This is a genomic window from Streptomyces chisholmiae (assembly GCF_031845445.1).
GTDB lineage: Bacteria > Actinomycetota > Actinomycetes > Streptomycetales > Streptomycetaceae > Streptomyces > Streptomyces chisholmiae.
The window spans coordinates 1-19,001 of the sequence record NZ_JAVREO010000021.1 but is presented as its reverse complement, the minus strand read 5'-3'; the positions used below and the strand labels follow the sequence as shown (position 1 = coordinate 19,001).

The following is a 19,001-nucleotide window of genomic DNA, read 5'->3' as shown; positions in this document are numbered from 1 at the left end:
ATGATCGCTCGGGGCGGTTCGGGCGGGCGGGTGCGGGCGGGCCCTCAGGCGGCGGCCGCGAACTCCCGCCGGTGGTCGCGGACCCAGCGCTCGAAGCTGCCCGCCGGGCGGCCGAGGATCCGCGGCAGGTGCTCGGTGACGTAGTCCGCACCACCGGAACGCGCCCAGCCGACGCCGGTGGCCATCCCCGCCGGCAGCTGGTCGAGCCGGTCCACCTCGGTGACCCGCACCGGCCGGCCGAGCACCGCCGCCAGCGTCGCCGCCTGCTCGGGGAAGGAGAGCGGCGCGGGGCCGGTCAGGTCGTACCGCTGCCCGTCGTGCGCCGGGTCGGTCAGGGCGGTGACCGCGGCGGCGGCCACGTCCCGCGGGTCCACGACCGCCTGCCGGGCGTCGCCGGTCAGGTTCGGGATCGGCTCCCCCGCCTCGATCAGGGGCCGGTACCAGAGGAAGTTGCTGGCGAAGCTCGGCGGCCTGAGCATGGTCCAGGCCAGCCCGCTGGCCTCGATCGCCTCCTCGGCCGCGAGGTGCCACCAGCCGACGGTCGCCCCCTCGAACAGCGCGCCGCTGCCGATCGCGGAGAGCTTGACGATCTTCCGGACCCCCGCCGACCGGGCGGCCGTGGTCAGCGCGATCTCGTGGTCCGCGGTCGGCTCGGGTGGGGCACTCAGCAGGAAGACGGCGTCCACGCCGGCGAGCGCGCGGGCCAGCGAGTCCGGGTCGGTGAAGTCCGCCCGCACCCCGCCGGGCAGCGCGCGGCGGGACATCGCGCGGTGCGGCAGCCCCCGTTCGGTGAGCAGGCGGACGACGTGCCGGCCGATGGTGCCGGTGGCACCGGTGACAAGGATCATGGGGGGACGATGGCACCGCGCCCCCCGCCGCTGATAGGAGAATTCGGCACCGCTGTCGGCCGACCGCCCGTCGGCCGACCGCCCGTCGGCCGACCGCCGTCAGCCGGTGCCCCGTCGGCCGGCTACCGTGGGTGGGGTGAGTTCTCTGCTCGTGCCGCCCGCGCTGCGGCCCTGGGTGGCCGGGGTCGACGTCGCCACGGCGGACCACTCGGTGGCGGTCGACCTGCCCGACCACGCCAGCACGCTGCTGCTGCGCCGGGACAGGCGGGAGTTGGTCGCGCTGGGGCCCCGCACCCGGGCGTCGTACCACCTCGGCGCGGCCGGCCACTCCTGCGTGCGGGTCCGGCTGCGCCCCGGGCGGGCGCTGGCCCTGTTCGGCCGGCGACCGGGCGAACTCACCGACCGGGCGCTGCCCCTCGACGCGCTGCCGGGCCTGGACCTCGACCGCCTCGCCACCGACCCGACCGGCGCGCTGACCGCGGCGCTCGCCGACCGGCCGCCGCCGTCGGGACAACTCGACGTGGCGGCCCGGTTGTTGGCGGACGCCACCCCGGTCGCCGCGGTCGCGGCCCGGCTGCGGCTCGGCGAGCGCCGGCTCCGCGCCCTGTTCACCGAGGCCACCGGCCTGTCCCCCAAGCGGTTCGCGCGCATCGACCGGCTGCGCGCGGTGCTCGCGGCCGAGGCCGGCCGTTGGTCGGAGATCGCCGTCGCCGCCGGCTACTACGACCAGTCCCATCTGACCGCCGAGTTCCGCCACTTCATGGGCGTTCCCCCGGCCGCCTTCACCGCCGGCCGCCGCCCCGCGGCGGACCGCTGCGTACCCTGAGGCGGTGCGGGGGGTTGAGGCCGCGGGCCGGTGGACCCGGCGTCGAGGAGTGGGCGGCCCCGGGTGGACGCACCTCGCGCGACTGGCTGGTCGACACGGCGCTGTGCGGCGCCGCCGTGCTGCTGGGTCTGGTGGTCCTCGGCGTGGTGCGCGAGCGGGGCGAGATGCCGCGGTGGGTGGCGGAACTCGATCCGGTCCTGGGACTGTTGGCGTGCCTGGCGCTGTGGTGGCGGCGGCGCCACGCGCTGGCGGTGGCGCTGCTCGGGGTGCCCGCCGTGGCGCTGGCCAGCAGTGCCCTGCCGGCCGGTGCGGTGCTCGTCGCCAACCTCGGGCTACGGGTCCGCGAGCGGCGCGCGGTGCCGGTGCTCGGGCTCTACGTGCTGCTGGTGACGCCGTCCGGCGCGCTGGTGTCGCCGGCGGGGGACGAGGCGTGGTTCGACGCCGCGTTCTCGCTCACCTACCTGCTGGCCGCGTTCTCGATCGGTTACGGCCTGCGCGCGCGGCGGCTGTTGGTGGCGCGACTGCGCGCCGACGTGGCGGGGCAGCGGGCCGAGCACGCGCGTCGGCTGGCGGAGGCCCGGCGCGCCGAGCGGCGGGCGATCGCCCGCGAGATGCACGACGTGCTGGCGCACCGGGTCTCCCTGTTGTCCCTGCACGCGGGGGCGCTCGCCTACCGCTCGCGGCAGGCGGCGACGGGCGTCGGACCATCGCTCAGCGGCGCTGAGGTGGCCGACAGCGCGGAGGTGATCCGCGGCAACGCGCACGCCGCCGTCGGGGAGTTGCAGGAGGTGCTCGGCCTGCTGCGTGCCGAGGGAGACCCGGCGGCGGCCGGTGGGTGGCAGCCGCGGATCTCCGACATCGGCGGCCTGCTGGCCGACGCCAGGGCGGTCGGACAGCCGGTCGAGCTGCTCGACGGTCTCGATCACGCCACCGTCGGCGAGCTGCGCGCGCAGTCGCACCGCACCGGGTACCGGGTGGTGCAGGAGGGGTTGACCAACGCCCGCAAGCACGCCCCCGGTTCGCCGACGACGGTGCGGCTGGCGGGTGGGCCGGGAGACGGGCTCACGGTCGAGGTGCGCAACGCGCTGCCCGCACGGCCGGCCGGTGCCGGCGGGGTGCCGGGCGCCGGGGCCGGCCTGGCGGGTCTCGCCGAACGCGTCCGGCTGGACGGCGGCACCCTGGAGTACTCGCCCGCCGGCGGCACGTTTCTGTTGCGTGCCCGGCTACCGTGGCCGGCGAGGTGACGCCGTGATCCGAGTGCTGTTGGCCGACGACGACCCCCTGGTGCGGACGGGCCTGCGCCTGCTGCTGCGGGGAGCGGGCGACATCGAGGTGGTCGGGGAGGCGGCGAACGGCGCCGAAGTGGGCGACGCGGCCCGTCGACACTCGCCGGACGTGGTCCTGATGGACCTGAGGATGCCGGTCCTGGACGGCCTGGCGGCGACCCGGGCGCTGGCGCGCGGGGGCGCGGACGCGCCGCCGGTGATCGTGCTGACCACCTTCGACGAGCCCGGCCTCGTGGTGTCCGCGATGCGGGCCGGCGCGGCCGGCTACCTGCTCAAGCACGCCGAGCCGGCGGAGATCGTGGCGGCTGTGCGGCTCGCCGCCCGCGGCGAGCCCGCGCTGTCCCCGGCCGCGGCCCGGGCCCTGATGGCGCACGCGGCGGCGGGCGGCGGGGACGGCCGGGCGGAGCGGGCCCGCCGTCGGCTGGCGCTGCTCAGCGACCGGGAGCGGGCAGTCGCCGAGGCCGTCGCCGAGAGCCTCTCCAACAGCGAGATCGGGGCGCGTCTGCATCTGTCGGTCGGCACGGTCAAGGCACATCTCTCCAGCGCGCTGACCAAGCTGGGCCTGGACAACCGGGTCCAACTGGCGCTGCTCGCGCACGACGCCCGGTCGGCGCGCTCCTAGCCGGTGGTAGGACCTGGCCGGTTGGCCAGTCGGTCTGGCCGTTCGGCAGAGGCGGGCGAGCCGGCCGGCTCCCTAGCGTGTGGGGCATGATCCCGCACGCCGCGGCCGAGGCAGGCCGCACCGTCCCCTCCGCACCGAGCTCACCAACCGGCCGACGGGCCGCGGTACTCGGCCTGTTGGTGCTGTCCCCGATCAGCGCGGAGTACCTCATCGGCTACGGCGAGAGCACCGGCCGGCCGCTGGAGCTGCTGGCCGGTCTGCTGATCCTGGCTCCGCTCTACGGCACCGCCGCGGTGCTCGTCCGCGAGGCGGCCCGGACGGCCGGCCGGGGCTGGCCGACGGTCCTGCTGCTCAGCGCGGCGGCCGGGCTGGTCCAGGCGGGGCTGGTCGACCAGAGTCTGTTCCACCGTGACGTCGCGACGGACGATCCGGAGTGGGCGACCGAGCCGTGGCGCACGGTCGTCCCCGGCCTGGGGGTCGACGCCGCGAGCCTGCTGAACTACGTGGGCGGGCACGTGGTCTGGAGTTTCGCCGCCCCGATCGCGGTGGTCGAGGCCAGTGCCGGGCGGCTCGCCGATCGACGGTGGCTGGGTCGGGGCGGGCTGTGCGCGATGGTGTCGCTGTGGGCGCTGAGCGCCGCCCTGGTGTACCAGGACACCGGGGCCGACGCGGGCGCCGGCGCTGGCCGGTTGACGCTGGTCGGGCTGACCGTGGTGGCGCTGGTGGGGGCGGCGTTCGCGGTGCGGCCGGGGCGGTCCGGGTCCGCGTTGGCGGCACCGGCCTGGTGGTGGGTGGGCGGCGTCGCCGGCGGGGTGTGGGTCGGCAACCTCCTGTTGCCGGCGACCTGGTGGGGTCTCGCGGTCAACGTCGTCGTGCTCTGCGCGCTGTGCGGACTGCTGCTGTGCTGGTCGGGGCGGCGCGGTTGGGGGCCGCGGCAGGTACTCGCGGTGGCGGGGGCCGCCCTGGTCGTGCGGGGTGGGCTGGCCTTCGCGGTCGAGCCGCTCGGCGAGGTCGACTCGTCGACGAAGTACCTCGTCAACGCGGCACTGTTGGCCGGGGTGGTGGTGCTGCTGCTGGTGGCGTGGCGGCGCACGGGGCGGCGGGAGGCCGGCGCGTGCTGACGGTCCGTGGCGTCTCCTATCTGGTCGACACGGCGAGCGAAGCCGACGTGCGACGGGATCTGCGGACCATCGCGCGCGACCTGCGCTGCACCGCGGTGATGCTCGTCGGCGGTGACGGGGCCCGGCTGGTGGCGGTGGCGCGCCTCGCCATCGGCACCGGGCTCGACGTCCACCTGCGGCCGCACGTGCCCGACGTGCCCGTCGCGCGGTTGCTCGACCACCTGGACGGGCTCGCCACAGCGGCCGAGCGGCTGCGCCGCGAACACCCGGGTCGGGTGACGCTGTTGGTCGGCAGCGAGTTCTCGCACACGGCGCCGGGCATCGTTCCCGGACGCTGGTCGTTCCTGCGCCTGCGGCTGATCCTGCGGTTCCACCGTCTGCTGCGGCGCCGCGTCGACCGACGGCTGGACGGTCTGCTCCGCGCCACCGTGCGCACCGCCCGGCGCCGCTTCCACGGGCCACTCGGCTACGCGGCGGCCGGGTGGGAGAACGTCGACTGGTCGCTGTTCGACCTGGTCGGCGTCAGCCTCTACCGCTCGGCGGGCAACCAGGCCGGCTATGTCGAACGGCTGCGGGGACTGGTGGGGGGCCACGGCAAGCCCGTCGTCATCACCGAGTTCGGCTGTGGCGCCTTCGTCGGGGCCGAGCTGCGGGGCGCCGGGTCCTTCGGCATCGTCAACTGGTTCGCCGCCGCCCCGCGGGTGCGTGGTGACCACCCGCGCGACGAGCGGGTCCAGGCCCGCTACCTCGGTGAACTCATCGCGCTTTACGAGGCGGAGGGGGTGTACGGCTGCTTCGTCTTCACCTTCGCGATGCCCGACTTCCCGCATCGCGCGGACCCCGGGTTCGACCTCGACAAGGCGGGGTTCGGGATCGTGGCGGTCGACGAGTCCGGCGCCCGCCGTCCCAAGGCCGCCTTTCACGAGGTCGCACGGCGCTATCGCCGGTCGGGTGGGAGCCACACCGCGGGCGGGCCGGACGACACGTGCGGCGGCGGGCCCGTCCCGGCGGGCCGCTGACCCCGGTCGGGGCCGCGCACCCGCACGGATGGGGTGTCCGGCCACGGGCGGCTGGGGTGCCGGGCTGTCGTACCGTGGGGGGCCATGGGCGACATCACGCTGCTGCTCGTTGACGACCACCCCGTCGTGCGGGACGGGCTGCGGGGCATGTTCGGTGCCGTGGCCGGGTTCGAGGTGCTCGGGGAGGCGGCGAGCGGAGCCGAGGCCGTGGAGTCGGCGCTGCGGCTGGACCCGGACGTGGTGCTGATGGACCTGCGGATGCCGGGTGGGGGCGGTGTCGAGGCGATCGCCGAGTTGGCGCGCCGTGGCGCGCGGGCCCGGGTGCTGGTGCTGACCACCTACGACACGGACAGCGACACGCTGCCCGCGATCGAGGCGGGCGCCACCGGGTACCTGCTCAAAGACGCGCCCCGGGAGGAGTTGCTGGCCGCCGTGCGGGCGGCGGCCGAGGGCCGGTCGGTGCTCTCCCCCGCCGTGGCCTCCCGGCTGCTGGGGGCGCTGCGCGCCCCGGCGCGGCCGGCCGACGGGACGCTCTCGGAGCGGGAGCGTGAGGTGCTGGCGCTGGTCGCCCGGGGCACGTCCAACCGGGCGGTGGCGGCCCGGCTGTTCATCAGCGAGGCCACCGTGAAGACCCATCTGACGCACATCTACCGGAAGTTGGACGTGCGGGACCGGGCCGCGGCGGTCGCCGCCGGCTACGACCTGGGCATACTCGGCGGCGACTGACGTTCGGCCGAGGCGGGTCAACCGATCGGTTGATGGCCGGGTCGAGCGGGTCGGCCGATGTGGCGGGCCCCGGCCGGGCGCGATGCTCAGGCCATGACCAGGACGAACAGGCCCGGCCGTGACGGCCGGCGGCCCATCATCGAGGTGCGCGACCTGCGCAAGTCCTACGGCGGCCGGACCGTCGTGGACGGCGTCTCCTTCGACGTGGCGGAGGGTGAGATCTTCGGCATCCTCGGCCTCAACGGCGCCGGCAAGACCAGCACCGTGGAGTGTGTCGAGGGGCTGCGGGTGCCCGACGCCGGGCGGATCCGGGTGGCGGGGCTCGACCCGGTCGCCGACCACGCCGCGGTCACCGGGGTGTTGGGCGCGCAGCTCCAGGAGAGCGCGCTGCAGGCCAAGCTCACCGTCCGGGAGGCCCTGGAGCTGTACGCGGCGTTCTACCCGCGCCCGTTGGACTGGCGCCCGCTGGCCGAACGGCTGGGCCTGACGGCCCGGCTCGGCACCCGGTTCCACGTGCTGTCCGGCGGCCAGAAGCAGCGGCTGTTCATCGCGCTCGCGCTGATCGGCGCGCCCCGGGTGGTGGTACTGGACGAGCTGACGACCGGGCTCGACCCGCGGGCCCGCCGGGACACCTGGGCGCTGATCGAGGACGTCCGGGACAGCGGCGTCACGGTGCTGCTGGTCACCCACTTCATGGAGGAGGCACAGCGGCTGTGCGACCGGATCGCGGTGCTGGACAAGGGGCGGATCAGCGCGCTGGACACGCCGGCCGGGCTGATCGGCCGGGCGGCCGGCGCCACGGTCATCTCGTTCACCCCGTCGGAGCCGTTGGACGAGAAGCTGGTGAGCGGGCTGCCGGGGCTGGCGAGCGTCGGGTGGGAGGGCGACCGGATCACCCTGAGCGGCGGCGACGAGACCGTCGAGGCGGTGCTCTCGCTGCTGGCCCGCAGCCGGATCAGGGCGCACCAACTCCGCGTCACGGACGCCACCCTGGACGACGCCTTCCTCGACCTGACCACGTCGTGACCGGCGCCGCCCGCGCCCGGCACCCCGTGGACCCCGCCCGTACGAACAGGAGCAGTACATGACCGGCCAGACGACCCTGCTCGCCCCGGAGACCGGCGGACGGCGCCGTTCGGCGCGGGCCGCCGTGCTGCGCGCCGAGGCCAGGCTCTACCGGCGCGACCCCACCAACCTGCTGGCGATCGCGCTGCCGCCGGCGCTGCTGCTGGTCCTGGGGCAGGTGCCGATGTTCCGCGAGGCCGAGGCGGACCTCGGGGGCCTGCGGGTGATCGACCTCTACGTGCCGGTGGTGGTGCTGATCGCGCTGGTCACGGCCGGCCTCCAGGTGCTGCCGCCGACCCTCACCGGCTACCGCGAACTCGGCGTGCTGCGGCGGATGTCGACCACCCCGGTGCGGCCGGCCACGCTGCTGTCCGCGCAGATGGCGCTGAACGGCGCGGCGGCACTGCTGTCGGCGCTGCTGTCGTTGGCCGTCGGCCGGTGGGCGCTGGACGTGGCGCTGCCGCGCGAGGCCGCCGGGTACGCGCTGGTGCTGCTGCTGGCGGCGGTCGCCTGCCTGGCGCTGGGCGCCGTGGTCGCGGCGCTGGCCAGGACGGCGAAGCACGCCTCCGGCATCGGCACGGCCGTGTACTTCCCCGCGCTGTTCTGCACCGGCCTGTGGATCCCGGTGCGGAGCATGCCGGACGTGCTGGCGGACGTGGTGGCGTACACGCCGTTCGGCGCGGCGGCCGAGGCGCTGGACCGGGCGGCGGCCGGCGGTTGGCCGGCCTGGTCACAGCTCGCGGTCCTGGTCGGCTGGGGCGTGGTCGCCTCGGCGGCGGCGGTCCGCTGGTTCCGCTGGGAGTAGCGGGGAACAGCGGGGAGCAGAGCCGGGACGGGGACGGGGGGCGGGGCTGTGCAGACTGGGGGGATGACGAGACCGGGGACGGAGGTGGACCGCCGGTGGGCGGCCGTGCTCCGGTGGCATCCGTACGGGCTGCTCGCCACCGGCGCCGTGCTGTCGGTCGCGGCGGCCGAACTGACGCCGACGGCCGGCGAGCGCGGCGCGGTGCTGGCGCTGGTGGTCGGGGCGCTGGCGCTCCAGCTGTGGTGGGGGCGGGCCGGCCGCCGGCACCCGACGGCGGACGCCGTCTCCGCCGGGTACTTCGTCGCGCGGTGGGCGCTTTCGGTGGCGCTCACCTGGCTGGCGCCGTTCTTCGCCTTCTACGCGGTCACCGGCTACATCGACAACAACGACCTGCTACGGGGCCGGCGTTGGCCGCGGCTGGGGGCCTTCGCCGCCTCGCTCCCGGTGGCCGCGGCGCAGGCCAGCGGGGTGCCGTTCGACGGCGCGCAGTGGTGGGCGATGTTCGCGGGGCTGCTGCTGGCCAACAACGTGCTGCTGGCCGTCGTCACGCACCTGCTGCTGATGGAGGAGGAGCGCTCCACGGAGCGGGCGGCGACCATCGCCGAGCTGGAGGCGACCAACGCGGCGCTCCAGCGGGCGCTGGACGAGAACGCCGCCCTCCAGGCGCAACTCCTGTTGCAGGCGCGGGAGGCGGGCGTCACCGACGAGCGCACCCGGCTGGCGGCCGAGCTGCACGACACCATCGCCCAGGGCCTGACCGGCATCATCACCCAGCTACAGGCGGTCAGCACCGCGACCGATCCGGCGACGGCCCGCCGACACGTCGACCGGGCGGCCGAGTTGGCCCGCGGCAGCCTGGGCGAGGCGCGCCGCTCGGTGCGGAACCTGGCCCCGGCGGGGCTGGCCCACGACGAACTCCCCGACGTGCTCCGCGACACGGTCGCGAGGTGGGCCGAACACAGCGGTGTGCGGGCGGAGTTCACCCGCACCGGGGCGGTGGGCGAGCTGCACGGCGAGCTCTCCGCCACGCTGCTGCGGATCACCCAGGAGGCACTGGCCAACGTGGCCAGGCACGCCGCGGCCGACCGGGTGGGCGTCACGCTGAGCTACATGGACGGCGAGGTCACGCTGGACGTCCGGGACGACGGCCGGGGCTTCGACGCACGGCGGCCGGCGCCCGGCGGCCGGCACGGCGGCTTCGGGCTGGCCGGGATGCGGGCCAGGGCGGAGCGGGTGGCCGGCTCGCTCACCGTCGAGTCCGAGCCGGGGCACGGGACGGCGGTCTCGGCCCGACTCCCGCTGGTGGGCCCGGAGTAGGCCCGGTCGGGGCGCGAGGCGGCAGGCGATCGGGGGCAGGGCGATCGGGGGCAGGGCGGTCGGGCGGCAGGCCGGCCGGGGAGAGGGCGCGGGGGCGCCCCGGGGCGCCGGCCTTCCTCCTCCCCCCTCGCGAGGAGGCCGGGCCGGCACGCCCGGGGGCGGCCGAACACCCGTTTCGGGCGGGGCCGTTGTACGAAAGTACGGACCGGGGGGCGGCGTTGGCGTCCGGCCGGGGGTGGAAATCCCCTACCGACCAACGGAGTAGCCAGGTGGCTTCTCCACCTTCCGCGGTACCGCGCTGGGTTGACTCGACCCGGCCGGACCGGCGTTACGCTGCGGTGATGCGCCCCTGGACGTCGTCATCCCCGGACCGGCGGCACCGCCCGGCGCCCTCGCGCGCCACCAGTGCCGTGGACGCGGCGATCGCCCTGGCGATGGTGGGCGTGGCGCTGTTGCTCGGCCGCGACGCGCCGTCCGAGGGGTGGCCGGAACCGGATGCCCGGGCGCACGTGTTGGCGGCGGCGGCCCAACTGCCGGTGGCGTTGCGCAACCGGGCGCCGGTGGCGGTGTTCGGCGCCACCCAGGTGGTCGGTTTCTGGTACGTCAGCCTCGGCTTCTGGCCGGTGGTGTGCACCTTCGGCCCGTTGTTGGCGCTCTACACGGTGGCCTCGGCGCGGCCGGTGCGGGTGGCGGTCGGCTGCGCCGGGGTGTTGACCACGCTGTGGTTGTACGGCGGGATCGTCAGCGGCGGGCAGTCGCTGCTCTCGGTGCTGGCGCAGGCGCTGCTGTTCTGCGGCGTGCTGGTCTGGTTCGGCGCCCTGGCGCGACGGGCCGCCGAGCTGACCCGCCGGCTGCGGGCCGAGCAGGCGGCCCGCGCCCAGCGCGCGGTCGCCGACGAACGGCGGCGCATCGCCCGGGAGTTGCACGACATCGTGGCCCACCACATGTCGGTGATCTCGGTGCAGAGCGGGCTGGCCGGCTTCGTCTTCGACTCGGACCCGCCGACCGCGCGGGCCGCGTTGGGCACCATCGCCGGCACCAGCCGGGAGGCGCTGGACGAGCTGCGCCGGATGCTCAGCGTGCTGCGCGACGACGCGCCGGGCGGCGGGGAGTTGGCCGGGGAGAGCGCGGCGCCGATGCCGGGGCTGGCCCGGGTCGGCGAGCTGGTGGACCGGGTGCGGGGCGGTGGACTGGACGTGGCGCTGCGCGTCGACGGCGAGCCGCGCCCGCTGGCGCCTGGCGTGGACCTGTGTGCCTACCGCGTCGTGCAGGAGGCGCTGACCAACGTGCTCAAGCACGCCCCCGGCGCGCACGCGACGGTCGAACTCCGGTACCGGCCACGCCATGTGGCGGTCAGCGTCACGGACGACGGGAAGGGGGTGATTCAGGCCGAAGTCGCGCCGGGCGGCGGCCACGGGTTGATCGGCATGCGGGAGCGGGCCAAGCTCTACGGCGGGACCATCGCCATCGGCCCGCGCGCGGCGGGTGGGTTCGCCGTGGAGCTGACGCTGCCCACCTCGGGGGCGGCCCGCGGAGAGGAGGACGACCGCAGGCCATGACCAGGGTGTTGATCGTGGACGACCAGTTCCTGATCCGGGCCGGGCTCGTCGGGCTGCTCAACGCGGCCCCCGGGGTGGAGGTGGTCGGGGAGGCGAGCGACGGCGAGGAGGCGGTGCGGCTCGCCGCCAGCACCCGGCCGGACATCGTGCTGATGGACATCCGGATGCCGGGCACCAACGGCATTCAGGCCACCGAACGCATCCTGGCCGAGGCCGACCGGGACCCGCCGCCGCGCGTCCTGGTGCTGACCACGTTCGACCTCGACGAGTACGTGTACGGCGCGCTGCGCGCCGGCGCCTCGGGGTTCCTGCTGAAGGACTCGGACCCGGAGCGGCTGCTCGCGGCGGTGGCGGCGGTGGGCGGCGGGGACTCGCTCTTCGCGCCCAGCGTGACCCGCCGGCTGGTCGCGGCCTACGCCCGGCAGGCCACCCCGTGCGCCACCGCGGCGCCCGGGCCGCGCCGGGACCTCGGGGCGTTGACCTCGCGGGAGCGGGAGGTGCTGCGGCTGACCGGCCTCGGCCTGTCCAACGCCGACATCGCCGGCCGGCTGCACATCAGCACGGCCACCGTGAAGACCCACCTCAACCGGACGATGAGCAAGCTGCACCTGGACAGCCGGGCCCAGGCGGTGGTCGTCGCCTACGAGACGGGCCTGGTCACGCCGGGCCGCTGAGGGAAGCCCCCGCCGGAGCGGCGGGGCAGCCACCGCGCGCCGGTCAGTTCACCAGGAACCAGACCGCGTAGGCGAGGAAGAAGGCCACCATCAGGCCGGCCACCACCAGCACCGCGATCAGCGGGCCGGCCGCCCAGCCGGTCACCGGGTTGTGGGAGTCGTCCGGGCCGGTGAACGAGGTACCGCCCTCGGCGGGCGGGGTCTCGCCGGGCGGCGTGGCGTCCGGGCGGGTGGCGCCGCCGGGCCGGTAGCCGGGGGTCCGGTAGGGATCGGGGTCCGTGTTGGTCACCGTCATGGGGGCCGGGTACCAACCTGGCCGCCGGTCACACCCGCGGGTCGGTCCCGGTCGGTCCCGGTCGGTCCCGGTCCGGCGGTGGACGGCCGTGATCTGTGCTGGTCAGGCGCGGTCTGTCCTGGTCAGGTGTGGTCCCTCCTGGTCAGCGGCGGTCCGGCCTGGTCTGCCGCGGGCTCCGGCGGGCGCCGGGCGAGGACCAGGCGGCAGCGCGGGGCACCGTCCGGGCGGAGCCCCAGCTCGGGCAGCGGCAGCGTGCGGACCCCGGTGAAGCCGGCGGCGGTCAGCTCGGCGCGGGCCACGGAGAGCGGGAAGGTGCGGTAGTACATCACGAACGGTGGGTGCCACAGCGCGTTGCGGGCCCGCATCGCCGCGTCGAAGCCCCACAGCAGCCAGTAGCCGGCCGAGCCGACCCGGGGCGGGGCGGCGACCGGGAACGCCAGCAGGCCGCCGGGACGCAGCGCGGCCCGGGTGGTGGCGAACAGGGCGCGCCGGTCGGCGGCGAGGAAGTGGCCGAAGGCGCCGAAGCTGACGGCCAGGTCGAAGGCGCCCCGGAAGGGCAGGGCCCGGGCGTCGGCCCGGAGCAGCGCGGGCGGCGGGCCGCCGGCGCGTTCCCCACCCGCCGCCTGCGCCTGCGCCGCCGCCTGCGCGAGCATGCCGGCGCTGCGGTCCACGCCGACCACCGCGCGCCGGCACAGCCGCCGCAGCACGTGGAATCCGGCGCCGGTGCCGCAGCACAGGTCCAGGCCGCGGTCGAACGGGCCGAGCCCGGTCAATGCCCGGGTGGTGGCGGCCAGGACGGCGTCCGGGGTGCGGAACGGCGTGTGGTCGAAGGCGGGCGCCAGCAGGTCGTAGCCGCGCTCCACCGAGGTGAGCGCCTGCCCGACCAGCTCACGCGCGGAGGGCCCCTGCGGCGAGAACATCCGGCCAGGGTAACGGCGTGCCCGAACGACCGTCCCGACACGGCCACCCTGTCCCACCCCCGACACGACCAGGGGAACTTTCGCCGCCGGCAGCGAAAGTAGGCCGTCTTCTGTCACCAACTCCCCGCATTCTGCTCGCGGTTGACGGCTCTTTGTGCCTTGACAGCCACTACTTTCGCCTCGACATTGCCCCCATGCTGCTGTCGATGCAGGACATGACAAAAAGCTTCCTCGGCATCCGCGTCCTTCACGGCGTCTCCCTCGACCTCGCCCCGGGTGAGGTGCACGCCGTCGTCGGCGAGAACGGCGCCGGCAAGTCCACCCTGATGAAGCTGTTGAGCGGCGAGTACCGCCCGGACGCCGGCCGGATCGAGATCGACGGAACAGCGCGCGCCTTCGACCACCCGGCCCAGGCCCAGGCCGCCGGAGTGGGCATCATCCACCAGGAGTTGGCCCTGCTGCCGGACCGCACGGTGGCGGAGAACGTGTTCCTCGGCCGGGAGCCCACCCGCCGGGGGCTGGTCGACCGGTCGGCGATGGCCGCGCGGACCGCGCGGCTGCTGGCCGAGCTGCACGCCGAGGAGATCGGCCCGCACACCCCGGTACGCCAACTGTCCGTCGCCCGGCAGCAGATCGTCGAGGTGGCCAAGGCGCTCGCCGCCGACGTGCGGGTGTTGGTCATGGACGAGCCGACCGCCGCGCTCGCCGAGCACGAGGTGACCACCCTCTTCGCCCTGGTGCGCCGGCTGGCCCGACGCGGCCTCGGCATCCTCTACGTCTCGCACCGGATGCGGGAGATCTTCGAACTCTCCCAGCGAATCACGGTGTTGAAGGACGGCCGGCGGGTGACCTGCCTGCCCACCGCGGCGACCGACGTGGCCACGGTGGTGCGCGCCATGGTGGGCCGCGAGCTGAACGCCTACTACCCGCCGCGGGCCGCGCCGGGCAGCCTCGGCCCGCCGGTGCTCACCGTCACCGGCGGCGGGAACGCACGGCTGGCCGACATCGACCTGACCGTCCGGGCCGGCGAGGTGCTGGGCGTCGGTGGGCTCCAGGGCTCGGGGCGCAGCGCGCTGGCCCGCGCGCTCTTCGGCGCCGACCCGTTCACCCGAGGCGGCATGACGGTCGCCGGCCGGGAGGTCAGGCCGCGCCGGCCCCGGGAGGCGATCCGCGCCGGGATCGCGCTGGTCGGCGAGGACCGCAAGAGCGAGGGGCTCGTACCGCGCCAGTCCGTGCGGGACAACACCCTGCTGGTGACCCGGGCGGTCGGGGTCGGCGAACGGGGTGACGACGAGGCGACGGTCGGCCGGCTGCTGGACCGGGTCCGGCTGACCGGCCGCGGCACCCGGCAGGAGGTGCGCTACCTCTCCGGCGGCAACCAGCAGAAGGTGGTGATCGCCAAGTGGCTGGCCGCCCGCCCCCGGGTGCTGCTCTTCGACGAGCCGACCCGGGGCGTGGACGTGGGCGCCAAGGCCGCGATCCACGCCCTGGTACGGGAGTTGGCGCGGGACGGGCTGGCGGTGCTGCTGGTCTCGTCGGAGCTGCCCGAGCTGCTCGGCATGAGCGACCGGGTGCTGGTGCTGGCGGACGGCCGACCGGCCGGTGAACTCCCGGCCGGTGCCGACGAGGAGGCGGTCATGCGGCTGGCGACCTCGGCCGCGGCCCGGACGGGGGCGGCGTGAGGGCGGCGGCGGTCGCGCCGGCCCCGGCGGCCGGCGGCTGGGCGCGGGCACGCCGCGGGCTGGCCGACCCCGCGGTCGGCATCTGGCTGGCGGCGCTGGCGGTGACCCTGCTCGGCTGGCTGGTGGTCACCGCGCGCGGCGGGGAGTTCCTCACCCAGCCCAACATCACCGGCATCCTGCAGAACAGCGTGGCACTCGGGCTGATCGCGCTCGGCCAGACGCTGGTGATCCTCACCGGCTCACTGGACCTCTCGGTCGCCTATCTGGCCTCGCTGGGCACCCTGGTGGCCGCCGAGGTGATGGCCGGCCAGGACGGCAACATGCTGCCGGCCGTGCTCGCGGTGCTCGCGCTGTGCGCGGGCGTCGGCCTGGCCAACGGGCTGATCGTCACCCGGCTGAAGGTGAACGCGTTCATCGCGACGCTCGGCGTGGCGCTGATCCTGCGCGGCTGGATCGAGGACAACTACACCGGCCCGGCCGGCGAGGTGGCGCGGTCCTTCCAGCGGCTGGGGTACGACCGGATCGGCCCGGTGCCGATCTCGGTGTTCCTGCTGCTGGGGGTGGCGCTGCTGCTCTGGTTCGTCCTGCGGCGCACCCGGCTCGGCCACCACATGTTCGCCACCGGCGGCGACGAGCACGCCGCGCGGCTGTCCGGGGTGCGCACCGAACGCACCGTGGTGATCGCCCATGTGCTGTGCGCGCTGTGCGTGGGCGTGGCGGCGCTCTTCCTCGCCGCCCGGTTCGGCGCCGGCTCCCCCTGGGCCGGCACCGAGGCCCGCTACGACCTGGAGTCCATCGCCGCCGTGGTGCTGGGCGGCACGCTGCTGGCCGGCGGGCGCGGCGGGGTGGTGGGCACGCTGGGCGGGGTCACCGTGCTGGCGGTGCTGGACAGCGTCTTCAACCAGCTGGCCGTCGACCCGTTCGTCAAGAACGTGCTGCGCGGCGTGGTGATCATCGCCGCGGTGGCCGTCCACGCCAGGGGCCGCCGCCGGACCGGGAGGACGTCATGACCGCGACCACCGCCCGGCCGGGCGCCCGACTCGGCCGGCTGGCGGCCCGGTTGGGCACCGCGCTGCCGGTCTTCGTCCTGCTGGCGCTGCTGCTGGCCGCGTTGGCCGTGACCGACCCGGGGTTCTTCGAACCGGACCGGCTGCTGGCCTTCGTGCGCCGGGCCGCGCCGCTGGTGCTGCTGGCCGCCGGCCAGTACCTGGTCGTCGTCAGCGGCAACTTCGACCTGTCGGTCGGCGCGATCGTCACCACCGGCGTGGTGGCGGCGGCCGAGGTCTACCACCGGTTCCCGGACGCCCACTGGCTGCTGGTGACGCTGGCGCTGGTCGCGGCCGGCGCGCTGGTCGGCCTGGTCAACGGGCTGGTCAGCACGGTGCTCCGGGTGCCGTCCTTCATCGCGACGCTCGGCATGATGCTGATCCTGGAGGGCGGCGTCTTCTACTGGACCGGCGGCTCCCCGACCGGCTACCTGCCGGACGACTTCCGGGCGTTGGGCCGGCACGACGCGTTCGGCTGGCTGCCGTGGGCGGTGCTGGTGTGTGCCGCGGTGGGCGCCGCGGTGTGGCTGCTGACCCGGTCCCGGCTGGGCCGGACACTGATCGCCACCGGGGACAGCGAGCGGGCCGCCGAGCTGTCCGGGGTGGCCACCGGCCGGGTGCGGGTGGTCGCGTTCGTGCTGTCCGGCGCGGCGGCGGCGCTGGCCGCCGTGCTGGTGGGCGGCTTCTCCGGGGTCTCGGCCCAGGCCGGCTCCGGGATGGAGTTCGAGGCCATCACCGCCGTGGTGCTGGGCGGGGTGCTGCTCGGCGGCGGCCGGGGCTCGGTGCTGGGCGCGATGGCCGGCGCCTTCGCGCTGACCGCGCTCTTCGCGCTGCTCAACCTGCGGGGCGTCGCCGGCGCCCTGGAGTCCACCGTGCAGGGCCTGATCGTGATCGCGGCCGTGGCGGTGGGCGCCGCCAACCGGCCGCGCCGGCGCCGCCGTTCCGCCAACCGGCCGCCGCCGACGGCGGCCCCCGCCGACCCGTTCACCCCCTCGTCTGGAGGCCCCACCCCATGAGCCGACCCACCAGGAGCCGACACCCCGTGAGCCGACCCGCCACGAGCCGACACCCCCGGAGCGACAACGGCCGGCGCGCCGTCCCGGCGCTGGCCGCCGCGCTCGCCGCCGGCCTGCTCGCCGCCTGCTCGTCGGACGCGCCACCCGAGGCGCCGGCCGACCCGGCGGCCTCCGGCGGCGACGCCGAGGCGGCGGAGTTCTTCGAGGAGGACGAGTACCAGCGGCAGTTGGCGCTGGCCGGCGAGACGCCGGAGGGCCCGGCGGACCGGCCGTGGGAGCAGATGCTCCGGCCCGAGCCGGTGAGCACCGAGGAGTACGCGATCCCCGACGCCGAGGTGCACCTCTGTTTCTCCAACGCGGGCGTCTTCAACCCGTGGCGGCAGGTGGGGCTGACCACCATGGAGGCGGAGGTGGCGCAGCACCCGGAGATCGGCGAGTTCACCGTGCTGGACGCGGAGGGCAAGGACGACAAGCAGATCTCCGACATCCAGCAGCTCAGCACCCAGGACTGCGACCTGCTGATCGTCTCCCCCAACACCACGGCGACGCTGACCCCGGCCGTGGAGGAGGCGTGCCAGCGGCTGCCGGTGATCGTCTTCGACCGGGGCGTCAACACCGACTGCCCGGTGACCTTCGTCCACCCGGTGGGCGGCTACGCCTACGGCGCGGCGGCCGCCGACTTCCTGGTGGAGCGGGTGGAACCCGGCGGGAAGATCCTCGCCCTGCGCATCTCACCCGGCGTCGACGTGCTGGAGAACCGCTGGTCGGCGGCGGAGTTGGCGTTCGAGGAGAGCGAACTGGAAGTCGCCGACGTGCGGTTCACCGAGGGCGACCCGGCGGTGGCCAAGGCCGCGGTGACCGACGCCATCCAGCGGCACGGCACCATCGACGGGGTGTGGATGGACTCCGGCGCCACCGCCGTGGCCGCCGTCGAGGCGTTCGAGGACGCCGGCCTGCCGGTGCCGCCCATCACCGGGGAGGACCAGCAGGACTTCCTCCAGGCGTGGGCCGACCGCGACCTGACCGCCATCGCCCCCGGCTACCCGACGTTCCAGTGGCGCACCCCGGTCATCGCGGCGCTGAAGGTGCTGCGCGGCGAGCCGGTGCCGGGCGAGTGGGTGCTGCCGCAGCCGGTGATCACCGAGGAGAACCGGGACGCCTACCTCGACCCGGAGCTGCCGCCGCTGCACTACGCGCTGTGCGGCTGCGCGGACCTGCCCGGCTACCCCGGGGACTGGGGAGGCCGCTGATGGGCGTGCCGATCGGCGCCAACCCGTGGATCTGGCACTCCCCGGTGACCGACGCCGCGCTGGCCGAGACGGTGCCCAGGCTGGCGCGTTGGGGGTTCGACGCGGTGGAGCTGCCGCTGGAGTCGCCCGGCGACTGGGCGCCGCGGCCGGTCGCCGCGCTGCTGGCGACGCACGGGCTGCGCCCGGCCGCGGTGGTCGCGGTGATGCCGCCGGGCCGCGACCTGGTGTGCGCGGAGCCGGCCACCGTCCGCCGCACCCAGGACTACCTGCTGCACTGCGTGGACGCCGCGCAGGCCACCGGCGCCCCCGTGGTCGCCGGGCCCGTCTACGCGGCCGTCGGCCGCACCTGGCGGATGACGCCGGCCGAACGGACGGCGGCCTACGCGCAGTGGCGGGAGTACCTGGCGCCGGTCGTGGAACAGGCGGTCGCCGCCGGGGTGCGGCTGGCCGTCGAACCGCTGAACCGGTACGAGACCAGCCTGTTGAACACGGTCGGCCAGACGCTGACCGCGCTGGCCGGACTGCCACCCGAGGGCGTCGGGCTGGCCCTGGACACCTACCACCAGAACATCGAGGAACGGTCCCTGGTCGGCGCGGTGCGGGAGGCCGCCGGCCGGATCGCGCACGTCCAGGTCTGCGCCAACGACCGGGGCGCGCCCGGCGCCGACCACCTGGACTGGCCCGGCTTCCTGCGGGCCCTGCCGGCGGCCGGCTACACCGGCCCGCTGTGCCTGGAGTCCTTCACCGCGCACAACGACAGCATCGCGGTGGCCGCCTCGGTCTGGCGCCCGCTCGCCGACAGCCAGGACGCCCTGGCCACCGACGGCCTCGCCTTCCTGCGCCGCGCCCTGGCCGATCGCTGACCCCCGCCGCCCGGCACTCCCCCGCCACCCCCACCCGGCGTTCCCCCCGCCACCCCCACCC

Annotated in this window: 19 protein-coding genes; 16 read left to right on the top strand and 3 right to left on the bottom strand. The window is 75.8% G+C overall.

Annotated elements, in window-relative coordinates; all coding sequences use genetic code 11:
* Positions 1–44: 44 nt before the first annotated feature.
* On the bottom strand, positions 45–848 hold the full coding sequence (locus RM844_RS26850; RefSeq protein WP_311669986.1) for an NAD(P)H-binding protein: 804 nt from the start codon (positions 846–848) through the stop codon (positions 45–47).
* Positions 849–984: 136 nt separating this feature from the next.
* Between RM844_RS26850 and RM844_RS26845 the strand changes: the two genes are divergently transcribed.
* The 11 genes from RM844_RS26845 (at position 985) to RM844_RS26795 (ending at position 11,868) form a co-directional block, all read left to right on the top strand.
* A complete protein-coding gene (locus tag RM844_RS26845; protein WP_311669985.1) occupies positions 985–1,674 on the top strand; it encodes a helix-turn-helix domain-containing protein in 690 nt (229 codons plus the stop codon).
* Positions 1,675–1,688: 14 nt separating this feature from the next.
* The gene (locus tag RM844_RS26840; RefSeq protein ID WP_311669984.1) at positions 1,689–2,918 is read left to right on the top strand and encodes a sensor histidine kinase; all 1,230 of its coding nucleotides are present in this window, start codon (positions 1,689–1,691) and stop codon (positions 2,916–2,918) included.
* Between the two features lie 4 nt (positions 2,919–2,922).
* A complete protein-coding gene (locus RM844_RS26835; RefSeq protein WP_311669983.1) occupies positions 2,923–3,582 on the top strand; it encodes a response regulator transcription factor in 660 nt (219 codons plus the stop codon).
* 86 nt (positions 3,583–3,668) lie between these two features.
* Positions 3,669–4,703, top strand: coding sequence for a hypothetical protein (locus RM844_RS26830; protein ID WP_311669982.1), 1,035 nt, complete (start codon positions 3,669–3,671; stop codon positions 4,701–4,703).
* The gene (locus RM844_RS26825; protein ID WP_311669981.1) at positions 4,697–5,722 is read left to right on the top strand and encodes a hypothetical protein; all 1,026 of its coding nucleotides are present in this window, start codon (positions 4,697–4,699) and stop codon (positions 5,720–5,722) included. The genes RM844_RS26830 and RM844_RS26825 overlap by 7 nt, the downstream gene beginning before the upstream one ends.
* A gap of 84 nt (positions 5,723–5,806) precedes the next feature.
* Entirely contained in the window at positions 5,807–6,448 is a 642-nt protein-coding gene (locus RM844_RS26820) for a response regulator transcription factor (protein ID WP_311669980.1), read from the top strand.
* A 93-nt stretch (positions 6,449–6,541) separates the two neighbouring features.
* Positions 6,542–7,474: an ABC transporter ATP-binding protein gene (locus tag RM844_RS26815; RefSeq protein ID WP_311669979.1), complete on the top strand. Its 933-nt coding sequence runs from the start codon at positions 6,542–6,544 to the stop codon at positions 7,472–7,474.
* Positions 7,475–7,532: 58 nt separating this feature from the next.
* Positions 7,533–8,318, top strand: coding sequence for an ABC transporter permease (locus RM844_RS26810; RefSeq protein WP_311669978.1), 786 nt, complete (start codon positions 7,533–7,535; stop codon positions 8,316–8,318).
* A gap of 63 nt (positions 8,319–8,381) precedes the next feature.
* Entirely contained in the window at positions 8,382–9,635 is a 1,254-nt protein-coding gene (locus RM844_RS26805; protein WP_311669977.1) for a sensor histidine kinase, read from the top strand.
* Positions 9,636–10,069: 434 nt separating this feature from the next.
* Positions 10,070–11,194 carry a sensor histidine kinase gene (locus RM844_RS26800; RefSeq protein ID WP_311670065.1) on the top strand — a complete coding sequence of 375 codons (1,125 nt, stop codon included), beginning with the start codon at positions 10,070–10,072 and terminating at the stop codon, positions 11,192–11,194.
* Positions 11,191–11,868, top strand: a complete 678-nt coding sequence (locus tag RM844_RS26795) for a response regulator transcription factor (protein ID WP_311669976.1) — start codon at positions 11,191–11,193, stop codon at positions 11,866–11,868. The genes RM844_RS26800 and RM844_RS26795 overlap by 4 nt, the downstream gene beginning before the upstream one ends.
* A 43-nt stretch (positions 11,869–11,911) precedes the next feature.
* On the opposite strand, the gene RM844_RS26790 is transcribed toward RM844_RS26795, so the two are convergent.
* Both RM844_RS26790 and RM844_RS26785 read right to left on the bottom strand, forming a co-directional pair.
* Entirely contained in the window at positions 11,912–12,163 is a 252-nt protein-coding gene (locus RM844_RS26790) for a DUF6480 family protein (RefSeq protein WP_311669975.1), read from the bottom strand.
* A gap of 122 nt (positions 12,164–12,285) precedes the next feature.
* Positions 12,286–13,083, bottom strand: coding sequence for a class I SAM-dependent DNA methyltransferase (locus tag RM844_RS26785; RefSeq protein ID WP_311669974.1), 798 nt, complete (start codon positions 13,081–13,083; stop codon positions 12,286–12,288).
* Positions 13,084–13,280: 197 nt separating this feature from the next.
* Between RM844_RS26785 and RM844_RS26780 the strand changes: the two genes are divergently transcribed.
* The 5 genes from RM844_RS26780 to RM844_RS26760 are packed head-to-tail and all read left to right on the top strand — an operon-like array spanning position 13,281 to position 18,940.
* Positions 13,281–14,765: a sugar ABC transporter ATP-binding protein gene (locus RM844_RS26780; protein WP_311670064.1), complete on the top strand. Its 1,485-nt coding sequence runs from the start codon at positions 13,281–13,283 to the stop codon at positions 14,763–14,765.
* Positions 14,762–15,775, top strand: a complete 1,014-nt coding sequence (locus RM844_RS26775) for an ABC transporter permease (protein WP_394814604.1) — start codon at positions 14,762–14,764, stop codon at positions 15,773–15,775. The genes RM844_RS26780 and RM844_RS26775 overlap by 4 nt, the downstream gene beginning before the upstream one ends.
* Complete coding sequence (locus RM844_RS26770) at positions 15,772–16,827, top strand: ABC transporter permease (protein WP_311669973.1); 1,056 nt, start codon at positions 15,772–15,774, stop codon at positions 16,825–16,827. The genes RM844_RS26775 and RM844_RS26770 overlap by 4 nt, the downstream gene beginning before the upstream one ends.
* A 26-nt stretch (positions 16,828–16,853) precedes the next feature.
* A complete protein-coding gene (locus RM844_RS26765; RefSeq protein WP_311669972.1) occupies positions 16,854–18,077 on the top strand; it encodes a substrate-binding domain-containing protein in 1,224 nt (407 codons plus the stop codon).
* Positions 18,077–18,940 (top strand): sugar phosphate isomerase/epimerase family protein, encoded by an 864-nt coding sequence (locus RM844_RS26760; protein WP_311669971.1) that lies wholly within the window; start codon positions 18,077–18,079, stop codon positions 18,938–18,940. Before RM844_RS26765 ends, RM844_RS26760 begins: the two co-directional genes overlap by 1 nt.
* The last annotated feature ends 61 nt before the right edge of the window (positions 18,941–19,001 follow it).

Excerpts from the sequence above, each read along its gene's own strand:
- RM844_RS26790 (WP_311669975.1), bottom strand. The coding sequence starts at position 12,163 with ATGACGGTGACCAACACGGACCCCGATCCCTACCGGACCCCCGGCTAC.
- RM844_RS26815 (WP_311669979.1), top strand. The coding sequence starts at position 6,542 with ATGACCAGGACGAACAGGCCCGGCCGTGACGGCCGGCGGCCCATCATC.
- RM844_RS26770 (WP_311669973.1), top strand. The coding sequence starts at position 15,772 with ATGACCGCGACCACCGCCCGGCCGGGCGCCCGACTCGGCCGGCTGGCG.
- RM844_RS26785 (WP_311669974.1), bottom strand. The coding sequence starts at position 13,083 with ATGTTCTCGCCGCAGGGGCCCTCCGCGCGTGAGCTGGTCGGGCAGGCG.
- RM844_RS26795 (WP_311669976.1), top strand. The coding sequence starts at position 11,191 with ATGACCAGGGTGTTGATCGTGGACGACCAGTTCCTGATCCGGGCCGGG.
- RM844_RS26810 (WP_311669978.1), top strand. The coding sequence starts at position 7,533 with ATGACCGGCCAGACGACCCTGCTCGCCCCGGAGACCGGCGGACGGCGC.
- RM844_RS26820 (WP_311669980.1), top strand. The coding sequence starts at position 5,807 with ATGGGCGACATCACGCTGCTGCTCGTTGACGACCACCCCGTCGTGCGG.
- RM844_RS26800 (WP_311670065.1), top strand. The coding sequence starts at position 10,070 with ATGGTGGGCGTGGCGCTGTTGCTCGGCCGCGACGCGCCGTCCGAGGGG.
- RM844_RS26850 (WP_311669986.1), bottom strand. The coding sequence starts at position 848 with ATGATCCTTGTCACCGGTGCCACCGGCACCATCGGCCGGCACGTCGTC.
- RM844_RS26805 (WP_311669977.1), top strand. The coding sequence starts at position 8,382 with ATGACGAGACCGGGGACGGAGGTGGACCGCCGGTGGGCGGCCGTGCTC.
- RM844_RS26760 (WP_311669971.1), top strand. The coding sequence starts at position 18,077 with ATGGGCGTGCCGATCGGCGCCAACCCGTGGATCTGGCACTCCCCGGTG.
- RM844_RS26830 (WP_311669982.1), top strand. The coding sequence starts at position 3,669 with ATGATCCCGCACGCCGCGGCCGAGGCAGGCCGCACCGTCCCCTCCGCA.